13 protein-coding genes are annotated in these 13,134 nt (G+C 71.6%); 6 read left to right on the top strand and 7 right to left on the bottom strand.

Going from position 1 to position 13,134, the window contains the following annotated elements; translation table 11 throughout:
- Nucleotides 1-70: 70 nt before the first annotated feature.
- Together B1L11_RS36075 and B1L11_RS36070 are read right to left on the bottom strand one after the other, a co-directional pair.
- Nucleotides 71-1,219 (bottom strand): ABC transporter ATP-binding protein, encoded by a 1,149-nt coding sequence (locus B1L11_RS36075; protein WP_079319780.1) that lies wholly within the window; start codon nucleotides 1,217-1,219, stop codon nucleotides 71-73.
- A 51-nt stretch (nucleotides 1,220-1,270) separates the two neighbouring features.
- The gene (locus tag B1L11_RS36070) at nucleotides 1,271-2,704 is read right to left on the bottom strand and encodes a gamma-aminobutyraldehyde dehydrogenase (protein ID WP_079319779.1); all 1,434 of its coding nucleotides are present in this window, start codon (nucleotides 2,702-2,704) and stop codon (nucleotides 1,271-1,273) included.
- A 222-nt stretch (nucleotides 2,705-2,926) separates the two neighbouring features.
- Here B1L11_RS36070 and B1L11_RS36065 point away from each other — a divergent pair, with 222 nt between their 5' ends.
- A complete protein-coding gene (locus B1L11_RS36065) occupies nucleotides 2,927-3,418 on the top strand; it encodes an Lrp/AsnC family transcriptional regulator (protein ID WP_030511698.1) in 492 nt (163 codons plus the stop codon).
- On the opposite strand, the gene B1L11_RS45985 is transcribed toward B1L11_RS36065, so the two are convergent.
- Nucleotides 3,378-3,677, bottom strand: coding sequence for a hypothetical protein (locus B1L11_RS45985; protein ID WP_143737787.1), 300 nt, complete (start codon nucleotides 3,675-3,677; stop codon nucleotides 3,378-3,380). The genes B1L11_RS36065 and B1L11_RS45985 overlap by 41 nt on opposite strands.
- Nucleotides 3,678-3,775: 98 nt before the next feature.
- Between B1L11_RS45985 and B1L11_RS36060 the strand changes: the two genes are divergently transcribed.
- On the top strand, nucleotides 3,776-4,300 hold the full coding sequence (locus B1L11_RS36060) for an LGFP repeat-containing protein (RefSeq protein ID WP_179155486.1): 525 nt from the start codon (nucleotides 3,776-3,778) through the stop codon (nucleotides 4,298-4,300).
- On the opposite strand, the gene B1L11_RS36055 is transcribed toward B1L11_RS36060, so the two are convergent.
- Together B1L11_RS36055 and B1L11_RS36050 are read right to left on the bottom strand one after the other, a co-directional pair.
- Nucleotides 4,273-4,968: a cyclase family protein gene (locus tag B1L11_RS36055; protein WP_079319777.1), complete on the bottom strand. Its 696-nt coding sequence runs from the start codon at nucleotides 4,966-4,968 to the stop codon at nucleotides 4,273-4,275. The two genes, B1L11_RS36060 and B1L11_RS36055, sit on opposite strands and share 28 nt — an antisense overlap.
- 56 nt (nucleotides 4,969-5,024) lie before the next feature.
- Nucleotides 5,025-5,738: a nitrilase-related carbon-nitrogen hydrolase gene (locus tag B1L11_RS36050; protein ID WP_256863193.1), complete on the bottom strand. Its 714-nt coding sequence runs from the start codon at nucleotides 5,736-5,738 to the stop codon at nucleotides 5,025-5,027.
- A gap of 304 nt (nucleotides 5,739-6,042) precedes the next feature.
- On the opposite strand from B1L11_RS36050, the gene B1L11_RS36045 reads away from it, so the two are divergent.
- Nucleotides 6,043-7,299, top strand: coding sequence for a PucR family transcriptional regulator ligand-binding domain-containing protein (locus tag B1L11_RS36045; protein WP_256863191.1), 1,257 nt, complete (start codon nucleotides 6,043-6,045; stop codon nucleotides 7,297-7,299).
- A complete protein-coding gene (locus tag B1L11_RS52805) occupies nucleotides 7,256-7,501 on the top strand; it encodes a helix-turn-helix domain-containing protein (protein ID WP_256863190.1) in 246 nt (81 codons plus the stop codon). The genes B1L11_RS36045 and B1L11_RS52805 overlap by 44 nt, the downstream gene beginning before the upstream one ends.
- 17 nt (nucleotides 7,502-7,518) lie before the next feature.
- Here B1L11_RS52805 and B1L11_RS36040 read toward each other — a convergent pair whose 3' ends face one another.
- Entirely contained in the window at nucleotides 7,519-10,071 is a 2,553-nt protein-coding gene (locus tag B1L11_RS36040) for a tetratricopeptide repeat protein (protein WP_079319776.1), read from the bottom strand.
- A 140-nt stretch (nucleotides 10,072-10,211) separates the two neighbouring features.
- Complete coding sequence (locus B1L11_RS36035) at nucleotides 10,212-10,949, bottom strand: GntR family transcriptional regulator (protein ID WP_079319797.1); 738 nt, start codon at nucleotides 10,947-10,949, stop codon at nucleotides 10,212-10,214.
- Nucleotides 10,950-11,202: 253 nt separating this feature from the next.
- Here B1L11_RS36035 and B1L11_RS36030 point away from each other — a divergent pair, with 253 nt between their 5' ends.
- Both B1L11_RS36030 and B1L11_RS36025 read left to right on the top strand, forming a co-directional pair.
- Nucleotides 11,203-12,318 (top strand): ABC transporter substrate-binding protein, encoded by a 1,116-nt coding sequence (locus tag B1L11_RS36030; protein WP_256863189.1) that lies wholly within the window; start codon nucleotides 11,203-11,205, stop codon nucleotides 12,316-12,318.
- Nucleotides 12,319-12,366: 48 nt separating this feature from the next.
- On the top strand, nucleotides 12,367-13,134 hold a 768-nt coding region (locus B1L11_RS36025; RefSeq protein ID WP_143737786.1), incomplete at its 3' end, for an ATP-binding cassette domain-containing protein.

Raw genomic sequence — 13,134 nt, 5'->3', positions numbered from 1 at the left:
TACCGGGGGTTCGGGAATTCGTCGCGGGGATGCGTCGCGAGGGTGCGACGGGAGGAGCCGACGCGGGGATTTACCGCAGCGCGTAGGAGTGCCAGGGCTGCCAGGAGAGCCAGACGGTGTCGCCTCGCTCGGCGGTGATCGTGCTGTCGTGCGCGTTCTGCTCGAAGACCGTGATCTCGGCGCCGTCGCCGAGCACCACGACGTAGCTGTTGTAGGTGCCGAGGTAGACGACCTCGGCCACCGTCCCCCGCACCACGCTGAGGTCGCCTTCCGGCTGCTCCTTGGCGATCTTGATCTTCTCCGGCCGGACGGTGAGGTCGACCGTGGCGCCGGTCGAGAGCGCGCCGTCGGCGGGGACGAGGATCCGGTCGCTCGCGCCGAGCGCGAGCACGGCCGTGTCGCCGACGACCTGCTGGACGGTGCCGCTCAGCAGGTTGGATGTGCCGATGAACCCGGCCACGAACTTGCTGGCAGGGCGCTCGTAGATCTCGCGGGGTTCGGCGAGCTGCTCCACGAGGCCGTCGTTCATGACCGCGATGCGGTCGCTCATCGTCAGCGCCTCGCTCTGGTCGTGCGTCACGTAGACGAACGTGATGCCGACCTCGCGCTGGATGCGCTTGAGCTCGATCTGCATGGCCTGGCGGAGCTTGAGGTCGAGCGCGCCGAGCGGCTCGTCGAGCAGGAGCGCGCGGGGCCGGTTGACCAGGGCGCGGGCGAGCGCGACGCGCTGCTGCTGGCCTCCCGACATCTCCTTCGGCCGGCGCTTCTCGCGGCCGGTCAGGTCGACGACCTCCAGGATCTCGCCGACGCGGCGCTTGATCTCCGCGTCGGGGACCTTCTTGCGCTTGAGCCCGAACGCGACATTGTCCCAGACGTTCATGTGCGGGAACAGCGCGTAGGACTGGAACACCATGTTGATGTCACGCTTGTTCGGGGGGATGTTCGTGACGTCCTCCCCGTGGAGCCTGACGACCCCCTGTGTGGGGTCCTCGAACCCGGCGATCATTCGCATGCTGGTGGTCTTGCCGCAGCCTGAGGGGCCGAGGAGGGAGAAGAACTCCCCCTCCGCGATGGCGAGGCTCACGCCCTTGACCGCCCGTACGACCTCGCCGTGCGAGACGTACTCCTTGACCACGTTGTCGAGTTCGATGGCGGGCACGTCTCCTGATACGGGGGCAGCCGAGACGGCCGCCCCCGGGCCCGCCTGGATCTCTGTCATTCCAGGCTTATCCCTCTTTTTCGATAGGCGTCCGGCCGGAGCCGGACGTACCTATTCGCCGATGTAGTGCATGACGTGCTTGACGCGGGTGTAGTCGTGCAGGCCGAAGACGGACAGGTCCTTGCCGTAGCCCGAGTGCTTGAAGCCGCCGTGCGGCATCTCGGACACGAACGGGATGTGGGTGTTGACCCAGACCACGCCGAAGTCGAGCCGCTTGGACATCCGCATCGCGCGGCCGTGGTCGGAGGTCCACACCGAGCCGGACAGGCCGTAGCGGACCCCGTTGGCCTTGGCCAGCGCGTCGGCCTCGTCCGTGAACGTCTGGATGGTCATGACGGGACCGAAGATCTCGTCCTGCACCATCTCGTCGTCCTGCTTCAGCCCGTCCACGACGGTCGGGGCGAAGAAGAAGCCCTTGTCGCCGACGCGGGCACCGCCGGTGAGGACCTTCGCGTGCTCGGGGAGCCGCTGGAAGAAGCCCTCGACCCGGGCGAGCTGGTTGGCGTTGTTCAGCGGCCCGAAGTAGGCGTCCTCGACGTCGAGGCCGCCCAGCTTGGTGGCGGCGGCGGCCTCGGCCAGCGCCGCGGCGAACTCGTCGTGGATGCTCTCCTGCACGAGCACGCGGCAGGCGGCGGTGCAGTCCTGGCCGGCGTTGTAGAGGCCCGCCCCGGCGATCGCCTCGGCGACGGCCTTGATGTCCTTGACGTCCTCGAAGACCACGACCGGGGCCTTGCCGCCCAGCTCCAGGTGGACGCGCTTGAGGTCCTCGGCGGCGGTCCTGGCGACCGACATGCCCGCGCCGACCGAGCCGGTGATCGCGACCATGCTCGCGGCCGGGTGGCCGACGACCAGCGAGCCGGTCTCCCGGTCGCCGGTCACGACGTTGAAGACGCCCGCCGGAAGGACGTCACCGAGGATCTCGGCCAGCTTCAGCGTGGAGACCGGGGTGGTGTCTGACGGCTTGAGCACGATCGTGTTGCCGGCCGCGAGAGCGGGGGCGATCTTCCACACCGCCATCATCATCGGGTAGTTCCACGGCGTGACCTGGCCGATGACGCCGATCGGCTCGTGCCGGATCACCGAGGTGTGGTCGGCGAGGAACTCTCCGGCGGTGGGGCCCTCAAGGGTGCGGGCCGCGCCGGCGAAGAACCGGAAGTGGTCGGCGGCGACCGGGGTCTCGTCCTCGGCCATGCGGGCGCGGGGCTTGCCGGTGTTGCGGCACTCGGCCTCGTTGATCTCGTCGGCGCGGGCCTCGATCGCGTCGGCGACCTTCAGCAGCAGCGCCGCGCGCTCGCCCGGCGTCGTCTGGCCCCACGTCTCGAAGGCGGCCGTTGCGGCGGCGTACGCGGCGTCGACGTCCTCCTGACCCGACACCGGTGCCTGGGCGTATACCTCCCCCGTCGTAGGGTCTACGACGTCGGAGAAACGGCCGCTCGCGGCGTCGACGAACTTCCCGTTCACGAAGTTCTGGAGACGGGTGGTCACCGTTGACCTCCTGGTGGTGGCTGAGTTGTCGCGACTCTGGCAGAGGAAAGAGCCTACGACAAGGGATTTCGTCGCTAAGATACCAAATTGCTACGAAATCGCTTGACGTGAGCGACGGAGCTGACAACATGTCAGACCACGATCGCAACATGTCAAAAACGGTGCTGTAACACCAGGTCGCTACGGCGGCCGAAGCCCGCCAAGAGAGGACACCCCCCGAGGATGACGACTCCGCCAAAGGCTCGCGCGGCTGCCGCGAAGGGTGGGCCGGTCGTGCTCGACGAGATCTCCAAGCAGATCATCGAGCAGCTTCAGATGGACGGGCGAAAGCCGTACGCCGCCATCGGCAAGGCGGTGGGGCTGTCGGAGGCCGCGGTGCGCCAGCGCGTGCAGCGCCTGCTCGACCTCGGCGTCATGCAGATCGTCGCCGTCACCGACCCGCTCACCCTGGGCTTCCCCCGCCAGGCCATGATCGGCATCAAGTGCGAGGGCGACCTGGAGCAGGTCGCCGACGAACTTTCGCAGATCCCCGAGATCGACTACGTGGTGCTCACGGCCGGCTCGGTCGACATCATGGTCGAGGTGGTCTGCGAGGGCGACACCCACCTGCTGGAGATCCTGGGGAAGATCCGGGCGATCTCCAGCGTGCGCGCGACCGAGACGTTCGTCTACCTCAAGCTGCACAAGCAGACCTACTCCTGGGGCACGCACTGACGCCGGCGTCCGGGACGGCCGTCATCACGGCCAGCAGGGGCACGTCCCGGTAGCCGAGCCGGACGTGGTCCGGCTCCACCCGGAGGGTGACGTCCGGCGGCGCCGTCAGCACCCGTGCCAGGTCCCCGGTGACCGCGAGCCTGCTGGGCGTGAATCCGCAGCGCCGCAGGCGGCGCAGCCAGGTGGCGGTGGGCTCCAGGGAGCGCGACCGCCGCAGGAAGACGTCGCGGCCATCGGCTCCGGCGCAAGCGGCGCTCAAGTGGTTGATAAGTGGGCGGGCGTACCACAGGAGCGCGGCACCCGCGCGAGCAGAGGGGCGGGTCTGACTCCTTGGGAGCGTGCTCGATGAGCAGACGCATGATCTTTTCCATCACTGCCGGCCTCGCGCTCGCGGGGACGATCGTCGTCGCAGCACCGGCGCACGCCGCCACCGGCTGCGCGATCACGCCGTACGGGCTGATCGGCGCACGGTGGGCCGAGCTGGGCGGCGCGAACGGCAAGCTGGGCTGTCCGACGACGCAGGAGACCGACGTCTACATGAACGGCGTCGGCTGGGCCGGGCGCAGGCAGTCGTTCGTGCGCGGGCAGATGGCCTGGTCTCCCAAGAACGGCTCCAAGCTCGTGGTGGCCGCCTACTCCACGAACGGATACGCCTACTTCGATTGGAAGTCGACCGACCGCTTCTGGGACAAGTTCCTCGTCCGCTGGACCAGCGCCGCGGATCCCAACGGGGGGCAGGAGGACTTCATCGGCGGCAACCGCGGCAAGGCGTGGACCCGCCTGCGGACCAACAGCGGCTACCGCTGGAATGTCAAGGGATGCGACACCGGCGTGTTCGGTTCGAGATGCCAGCCCTACTGGACGATCTCGGTGACCGGCTGAGCCTCGGACCGGTGGCAGCCGATGCGGGCGACGGCGCGTACGGGGGCTCCGTCGGCTCCAGACAGGCGCAGCGGCAGCAGGGAGACCTCGATGGGACGGCCGGCGGCCTGGGCCTCCAGGAGCGGGCCGAGGCCGCGCAGGTTCTCCGCGATGACGGCGTGCGCGCCGCACAACACGCGATGCGCGGGCAGATCGGCGGGAGCCGGAGTGGGGTCCACGCTGAGCGTGTCGACGCCCACGGTCCGCACGCCCGCCGCGACGATCCGGCGGGCGGTCTCCGCTTCCATATACGGGTGGGCCAGATAGCCGGGCGTGCCCCAGTGCTCGTCCCAGCCCGTCGCGACCAGCAGAACGGTCCCCGGGCCCAGCCGCCCGGCCACCGCGGCGAGCATCGCGGGGGTGATCGGCGCGCGCGGAGGCAGGCCCCGGGCGTCGAGGACCGCCGCCGGGCCGAGGAACCGCTCCAGCGGCAGGGCGTCGAGCGTGGGCAGCGCGTCGTCGATGTGGTAGGGCGCGTCCACGTGCGTGCCGGACTGCGACCCGAGGTGCAGGCCGAGGACGTTCACGCCCTCGGCCGCCACCGTCAGGGCGGGAGCGATCTCCACCTCCGGGTCTCCGGGGTAGACGGGCATGCCGCTCACGACGGGCACCGACAGATCGACGATCATCGCTTCTCCTGGCTTCTCCGGGCTTCTCCGTGCCTTTCCGGGCGCGCGCGGGCCGATCAGATCGTAGGCCACGAAGAGAGCCGGCCCCGTCTGTCGAGGCCCCGGTCTCTCGAGAACAGTTCAGCGCGTGCGCGAGATCTCGTACAGATCCGTCCGCCGGTCGCGGTGGACGTCGTTGCGCGGGCCGGTGGCCTTGTCCCTGGCCGTGGCCAGATCGCAGTCGGCCACCAGCACGGCGGCCCGTCCCTGAGCACGGGCCCCGCCAGTGGATAACCGTCCGGACCGATGACCGAGGTGCCGCACACCCAGCCCACCCCGCGCTCGGCGGCGCAGCGGTCGGCCACGGCGACGAACATCCGGTTGGCGGCCGCGGCCACCTGGGCGTAGGCGACCAGCACAGGCCGCTCCCCCGCCGGGACGGGCGAGACGGGCCAGTTGGTGGAGACGGCCAGCAGGTCGGCCCCGGCCAAGCCCACCGCCCGCACCCACTCGGGGAACTCCAGGTCGTAGCAGACCATCATGCCGATCCGGCCGAGCGCGGTGTCCACCACGGGAGCGGCGGCGTCGCCGGGCGCGAACACGTCCTGCTCGTCGTGCCACAGGTGGGCCTTGCGGTAGACGGCCCTGGTCCCGGTGGAGTCGACCATGACCTGGCTGTTGCGCACGAGGCCGTCCGCCAGTTCGCAGAACCCGCCCACGATGACCAGGTCATGGTCCTTGGCCAGCCGTCCCCACTCCGTGACGGTCGGGCCTTCGGCCGGCTCGGCCAGGCCCCTGGCCTCCTCGGCGCCGGTGAAGACGTATCCGCTGTTGACCAGTTCGGCAGCACGACCAGGCGGGCCCCGGCCGCGGCGGCCTCGGCGACGGCCTGCGCGGCGGCGGCCCGGTTCGCCTCCGGCTCGCCCACCCGCAGCGGAAGCTGCGCCACGGCGACCCGCGTCACGGCCGCACCGCCCTACTGACCACGACGATCGGACTCATGCGTTCCTCCAAGTGAGGGAGAGATCGCTCGAGTGTGCCCTGACCCCCTGAATCAGGACAACTAGCGCTATCACGGCAAATACGCTGGCCGTCGTGGACGCGCACAACACCGTGGAGGACCTGCTGCGCTCCCCCGCGCTGCAACTGAAGGTGCTGGCGGGCGAGCGCGGCCTCGGCAGATCGGTCTCCTGGGCCCACGTGAGCGAGCTGGAGGACCCCACACCCTGGCTTCTCGGGGCCGAGGTGATCATGACGACCGGCATCGGGGTGCCGAAGAGCGCGGCCGCCCAGCGCGCGTACCTGGAGCGGCTCGACGACGCGGGGGTGGCCGCGCTCGCGCTCAGCGCGGGGCTGCACGTCCCCCCGCTGCGCCGGGCCTTCCTCGACGCCGCCGAGGAGCGGGGGTTCCCGGTGCTCGAGGTGCCGCTGGCCGTGCCGTTCATCGCGATCGCGCAGGAGGTCGCGGCGGCCGTGCAGGAGGACGCCCGCCAGCGGCTGGGGGCGCAGCTCCAGGTGTTCGGCGCGCTGCGCTGGCTCGCCTCCGAGGGGCTGGACACGGCCGGGCTGTTCCGGCGGCTCGAACGGCTGTCGGGCTACGAGATCTACCTGAGCACGCCGCAGGGCCGCCCGCTGCTGCCGGGCGTGCCGGCGCCCCCGCCGTCCGTACGGCTGCCCGCCTCGGCGGACGCCCCGCCGACGATCCCCGGCGGGTTCGCGCTCCCGGTGCCCGCGCCCGGCGGGCCGGCCGGGTTCCTGGTCGCCTTCGAGCGGGAGGGCGCCCGTCCTGCCGGGCTCGCCGTGGTCCAGCACATCGCGACCGTCGCCGCCCTGCGGGTGGCGATGGTGCGCAGCGAGCGCGAGACGCTGCGCCGCCAGGGCGCGGAGACGCTGGCCGAGCTGCTGCAGGACGTGCTCGACCCGGAGACCGCCCGGCGCAGGCTCGACCTGATGGGCCTGCCGCCCGAGCGCGACGTCGTGCTCCTCGTGGTGCGCGACGCCGCCGACGACGCCGTCGTCCAGGCCCTCGGCGAGCACCCGCACCTCATGCTCCGCCGCCACCGGGACCTGTACGTGCTGACGGCGGCGGCCGTCGCCACCGCGGAACTGGAGGCGGTGCCCGGCATCGCGGCCGGCGTCAGCCGTCCCCTGCCGCCCGGATCGTCGCTGCGCGTCGCCCAGCGTGAGGCGCTGTGGGCGGCCTCCCGCGCCGCCGAGGCGGGCAGGCCGCTGGTCGGCTACGGCGAGGACACCACGGGCCGGTGGCTGCCCGACGACGTGGGCGTGCTCGGCCGCCCTGGTCGAGCACGTGCTCGGCGACGTCCTGCGATACGACGCCGAACACGGATCTGACCTGATCGCGTCGGTCCGGACGTGGATGGAGCGCGACCGCCGCATCGACGACGCCGCGCGGGCGCTGCACGTCCACCCCAACACGCTGTCGTACCGGCTGCGCCGCTTCGGCGCGCTGACCGGGCGCGACCTGTCGGCGACCGGCGACTTCGCCGAGGTGTGGCTGGCCATCCGCGCGGCGGCGCAGCTCGGCGGCCTGTGAGCGGGCGGGAGCGTTGTTCACAGGCCGAAGGTGATGTCGTCTTCGTCACTGTGTGGAGGGAGTAGTCGCCGTAAGGTCGCGCGGTTGTCGATGTAGGCCTGCCGGAACAGTTCGGGGTCGTGGGCGGCGAGCTCCCGGTACAGCGCGACCGCCTCCCGCGCCACCTGTGGCGTCTCGTGCCGCTCACCGGCCGAGTTCAGCGCGAATGCGAGGTTGGTCAGCGCGTGGGCCAGGTCTGGCCGATGAGCGGGGTTGTCGTCGGTCACCTCCCGGTACAGCGCGACCGCCTCCCGCGCCACCTCCATCTCCTCGCGATACTCGCCCGCCCGGCCCAGCGCGACCGCGAGGTCGATCAGGGATCGGCCGAGGTCGGGCCGATAGGCGGGGTCGTCCTCGGTCAGAACGCGGCCCAGCACGACGGCTTCCCGCGCCACCCGCAGCTGCTCACGGTGCTCACCTCGTCGCCCCAAGGCGACCGCGAACCTGATCAGGGATCGGCCGAGAACAGGCCGGGAGGCGGGGTCGTCTCCGGCCAGAGCGCGGCACAAGGCGACCGCTTCCCGCGCCACCCGCAGTTGCTCGTGATGCTCTCCCACCTCATCCAACGCGACCGACAGGTTGCCGAGGGCTCGGCCAAGGTCGGGTTGGTAGGCGGGGTCGTCGTCCGCCAGAGCGCGGCACAACGCGACCGACTCCCGCGCCATCCGCACCTCCTCGCGGAGCTCGCCCACATGGTGCAACGCGGCCGCGAGGGCGGTCAGGGCGCGGGCGAGGTGAGGTCGATTGGCGGGGTCGCGGGCCGCGAGCCCACGCCACAGGTCGGTCGATTCCTGCGCCACCCGCAGTTGCTCGTGATGCTCGCCCATCCGTTCCAACGCTCCTGCAAGATCGATCAGGGCGTGGGCGAGGTCGAGTGGGGTGCCGGTGGCGCGGGTGTGGTGCACCTGGCGGCGGGTCAGTATGAGGGCGCAGCGGGGCAGGGCGTAGGCGGGGGTGAGCCGGAGGAGCAGGGTGGTGGTGTCGGGGTCGAGGTCGGCGGCGGCGAGAGCGGTGGCGGTGGTGTGGTCCAGCTCGCCGCGGTTCGTCGCGGTGGTGAGGGCGGCGTAGACGGCGTGGCGGGCCAGCCGTACCGGGTCGCCGCCCAGCAGTCGCTCGAACAGCAGGCGGGCGGGCGGGTGATGTTCTCCGGCACGGGCCAGCACGGTCAGGATCCGGCACGCTTGATCCTCAGCCGGGTCGTTCAGCAGGTGGCGGGCGAAGTCGCGGTCACCCTCGGTGCGGGTCAGGGTGACGGTGACGAACCAATCGGTGAGCAGATTCGGGCCGATCCGCACCCCTCCTCCCGGGTACAGGGCGTGGGCCCACCGCACCAGGTTGGCGACCCGTTCGACGGACGCGTCGGCCAGCTCGGGGATGCGCCGCAGCACCCCGATCGCGGCCGGCTCGTCGGCGGGGGCGAACAGCGCCAGGCCGGCCATGACCCGGGCCAGCACCAGGTCGGAGACCGGGCCGATCCCCCACCGGTCCAGTGCGGCGGTGCCGCGCCACCAGCGCGCCTCGTGCTCGAACAGCACCTCGGCGACCTCGCCGAGAGGCGCGGGTGAGCCGGTCGGCGACGCTCCGCTGAGCACCGTCACCATGGCCTGGGCGAGCACCTCCACCATGGTCTGGCCCTCCCGGACCGGCGCGATCGTGTCCGAGACCGGAGGCGCCGGCGTTGCCAGCGCGGACGCGAACGCGCGTACGGCCTCGCCGTACCAGCGGATCAGGTCGGAGGTCTCGCCCAGCGGCCGCAGCGACATCACCGGCGCGTTCTTCACCAGCAGAGCGTGGCGCTCGGGGATCCGGCTCTGCAGCGCCTGACCGAGTTCGGCGCCGTGCCGGGCGATCAGCACCACACGCAATCGGGTCCGCCCCTGATACCGCGCCAGCGCGCCCAACAGGCTCGGCAGGTCTGATCGGATGTCGGCGTTGTCGACCAGGACCAGCACCCGGAGACCGGTCACAGCCGCGGCCGCGTCGACCAGGTCGGCGGCCCTGCCCTCGCGCAGCCAGCCGGTCACCCACCCGGCCGCGGCGGCCTCCTCGGCGGCCCGCGACGCCAGCCGGGTCTTGCCGCAGCCGCCCGGCCCGTCCACCACCAACAGGTCCGATATCGCCGGTTCGTGGCACCAGGCCCACCACCAGTCCCGCTCGCCGCGGCGCCCCCAGAACGGGGTCGGGCAGGACTCCGGCAGCAGCAACTCGAACACGCCGCGCTCCCCACCGGCCGGGTCCTGCGGGGAGTGGGGCCACGGCGGGCTCAACGGGTCGAGAAACGCGTGCAGTGCGTCGATCGCCGCCACCGCGTTCTCGGCCCGGGTCAGCACCACGCCGAAGTAGGATCCGCTGGCCCCCGCCAGAGCGGCTACCACGGCCGCGATCAGGGCCCGCCACACCAGCGGCCACCCCGCCGGAACCACCAGGGGCGGCACCCCCGCGCCGATGCTGGCCCCCACGCCCAGCACCCACGGGCTCTTCAGCCTTCTGAGCGCCTTCGACCTCGCGAGGTTCTTGAACCGGTGCGCCACGGCACCAGCATCGCCGCCAGATCAGGCGATATCAGTGGGTGACCGGAAACTGGTCTCAACCTGTTGCCGGCCACGGGTTCACAAGCGGTTCCCCGGTCGATGACCGCGATCGACGGACCCCGCCGGTGCCCTCGCGCGGTTCAGCGGATGCCGACGTAGAAGCGCGTCTGGTCGCTGCGGTGGAGGGCGTAGTAGGCCTCGAACCTGGTGTTGTCCTCCAGCCACGCGACCGACTCGATGCCGAGCAGCGGCGTCGAGGTGGACACCTCCAGCAGGGCCGCGTCCTCCCGGTTGGGGAAGACCGCCTCGATCCAGCGGTCGGCCGCCGCAGGCTCGATGCCGTACCGGCGGCGCAGCACGTCGTACAGCGACTGGTTCTCCAGGATGGCGCGTTCGAGCCCGGGGACGAGCCGGGCGGGCAGGGCGGTGTCGACGAGCAGCCACGGCTGGCCGTCGACCCGGCGGAGCCTGCGCAGCCGGACGACCTGCTCCCCCAGCGGTATCCGCAGGAGCGCGGCCTCCCGCTCGTCGGCCTCGCCGAGCGCCTGCCGGACGGTCTGCGTGGTCACCCGGCGCCCGGATTCCCGCAGGTCGTCGGCGGACCCGGACATCGAGCCGACGAACCTCAGCTCGGTCTTGCGGGGTGCGACGAAGGCCCCCTTGCCCTTTACCTTGTAGATCAGGCGCTGCTGGACCAGCTCGCGCAGCGCCTCCCTGACGACCGTGCGGGAGACCCCGAACAGGTCGCTCAGCTCGGCCTCGGACGGCAGCGGCTGGTCGGGCCCCCGCACGCCGCTCTCGATCTCCGCGCGCAACGCCCGCATGAGCTGCATCCACAGCGGTTCCGCCCCGTCGCGGTTGAGAGGCGGATAGGTCATCGTCACGGGAACCTCCTCGGCGGCACCGCAGCAGAATGCCCCACTCGAACCTGTAACTACAAGTGGGCCCGGCTGTAACCAAGATTATCCGTCGGCGGCAGTCCCAAGTGACCGAAAACAGGCTCTTGACACGCCCGTAACGCCCGCTTAGTTTGCTTGTCACTACAGGCCTGTAATGACAGGCCGATCGGGCGAAGCCTTCACGCCGACTCTCCCCCCTCGCGAACCCGCTCTGTCTGGAGACACCATGCACATGCGCCCCACACGCCGGCCCTGGCGCGCCGCCTCCGCCGCGGCGATCTCCGCTCTCGCCGTACTGGCCGCGGGCTGCGGCTCCGGCGGCTCCGGTAGTGCCACCGCGGACGCCGCCGGCGGGTCCGCGGGCGGCGGCGACAAGCCCTTCATCGCGCTGAGCAACGGCTTCATCGGCAACGGCTGGCGCCAGACGATGATCGCCAAGTTCGAGGCCGCCGCCGAGCAGGCCAAGACCGACGGGCTGATCGGCAAGTACAAGGTCGTGAACGCGCCGGGCGAGAACTCGGCGACCGAGCAGGTCGCCCAGATCAAGAGCCTGCTGCTGCAGAAGCCCGACGCGCTGCTCATCGACCCCGCCTCGCCGACCGCGCTGCAGCCGGTGATCCAGCAGGCCTGTACGGCCGGCGTCAAGGTCGTGGTCTTCGACTCCGCCATCGACGCGCCCTGCGCCCACGTGCTGCAGAACAGCTTCGTCGACTGGGCGACGTACGCCGCCAAGCCGCTGCTGGAGGGCATCGGCGGCAAGGGCTCGGTCATCGTGAGCCGCGGCGTGGTCGGCTCCCAGCCCGAGGCCGAGATGCTCGACACCACCAAGAAGATCCTCGCGGACTATCCCGGGGTGAAGACCGTGGCGACGGTCACCGGCATGTGCGACGGCGCCACCGCGCAGAAGGCCGTGCTCGGCGTGCTGTCCAGCGTGCCGAAGGTGGACGGCGTCATCGGCTGCGGCGACGGCTACGGCGTGGCCCAGGCCTTCGCCACGGCGGGCAAGCCCGTGCCCGCGGTCGACTTCGAGACCAACGGCCGCGCGCTGAGCTACTGGCGGGACAACAAGATCGACAACGGCTCCGTCGCGGTCATGTCCGACCCCGGCCAGTCGGTCGCCGCCCTCTGGGAGGCCCTGGACCTGCTCGGCGGCAAGGACGTGCCCAAGCAGATGACCTTCCCGATCGTCCTGATCGAGCAGAAGGACCGCGACGCCTGGGCCTCGGTGCTCAAGCCCGACGAATACGCCGCCTGGCCGTGGACCCAGGAGCTGTTCCGGCAGCAGGTCGAGGCCGTCAAGACCGGCGGCAAGCCGGTCCAGCCGCCGATCCCGTCGGCCGCGAGCTGACCCGGCTGCACATCGACCACGGCACGGAGGAGACGGAGGAGACCGGGCATGCACGTCGACAATCTCCCGGCCGGCGGCACGGCGCCGCCGGAGACGGACACCGGACCGGCCGCCCGGCCGCCCGTCGTCACCGCCAGGGGCGTGACCAAGGCGTACGGGCGCACCCGGGCCCTGACGGGCGTGGACCTGGAGGTCCGCGCGGGCGAGGTGCTCGGGCTGGTCGGTCACAACGGCGCGGGCAAGAGCACGCTCATGCGCGTGCTCGCCGGGCTTGAGGCCTGCGACACGGGCACGGTCCTCGTGCACGGGAGCAGGGCGTCCGCCGAGGACTTCCGGTCGGTGCGGATGGCCTACCAGGAGACGTCGCTGTGCCCCGACCTCACGGTGGCGGAGAACATGTGGGTGTCCTCGCGGCACTGCCTGCCCCGCCTGGGGTGGCGGCGGGCGGCGAGCGACGCGGTGCGCCGCCGCCTCGACGAGATGTTCCCCGGCCACGGTGTCTCCCCGCGCGACCGGGTGGAGGACCTGTCGCTCGCCCGCCGCCAGATGGTGGAGATCGCCCGGGCCTGCCTGGTGGACCGGCTCGACCTGCTGATCCTCGACGAGCCGACCGAGTCGCTCGGCCCGGACGCCGCCCGGTCGCTGTACGCCTACGTGCGCAGGCTGACCGAGACCGGCACCGCCGTGCTGCTCATCTCGCACCGCATCCGCGAGGTCCTCTCGGTGGCCGACCGGGTGGCCGTGCTGCGCGACGGCGCGGTCACCGCCGAACGGCCCGCCCCGGGGCTCGGCGAGCCGGACGTCCTGGAGCTGATG

Origin of the sequence: Microbispora sp. GKU 823 (genome assembly GCF_002027145.1) — a bacterium.
GTDB lineage: Bacteria > Actinomycetota > Actinomycetes > Streptosporangiales > Streptosporangiaceae > Microbispora > Microbispora siamensis.
Note: the sequence above shows the minus strand (reverse complement) of the source record. Positions and strands in the feature narration are given on the sequence as shown.

What these genes read in the sequence shown, in the direction of transcription:
- B1L11_RS36065 (WP_030511698.1), top strand. Translation starts at nt 2,927, where the DNA reads ATGACGACTCCGCCAAAGGCTCGCGCGGCTGCCGCGAAGGGTGGGCCG.
- B1L11_RS36075 (WP_079319780.1), bottom strand. Translation starts at nt 1,219, where the DNA reads ATGACAGAGATCCAGGCGGGCCCGGGGGCGGCCGTCTCGGCTGCCCCC.
- B1L11_RS36060 (WP_179155486.1), top strand. Translation starts at nt 3,776, where the DNA reads ATGATCTTTTCCATCACTGCCGGCCTCGCGCTCGCGGGGACGATCGTC.
- B1L11_RS36035 (WP_079319797.1), bottom strand. Translation starts at nt 10,949, where the DNA reads ATGACCTATCCGCCTCTCAACCGCGACGGGGCGGAACCGCTGTGGATG.
- B1L11_RS36055 (WP_079319777.1), bottom strand. Translation starts at nt 4,968, where the DNA reads ATGATCGTCGATCTGTCGGTGCCCGTCGTGAGCGGCATGCCCGTCTAC.
- B1L11_RS36030 (WP_256863189.1), top strand. Translation starts at nt 11,203, where the DNA reads ATGCGCCCCACACGCCGGCCCTGGCGCGCCGCCTCCGCCGCGGCGATC.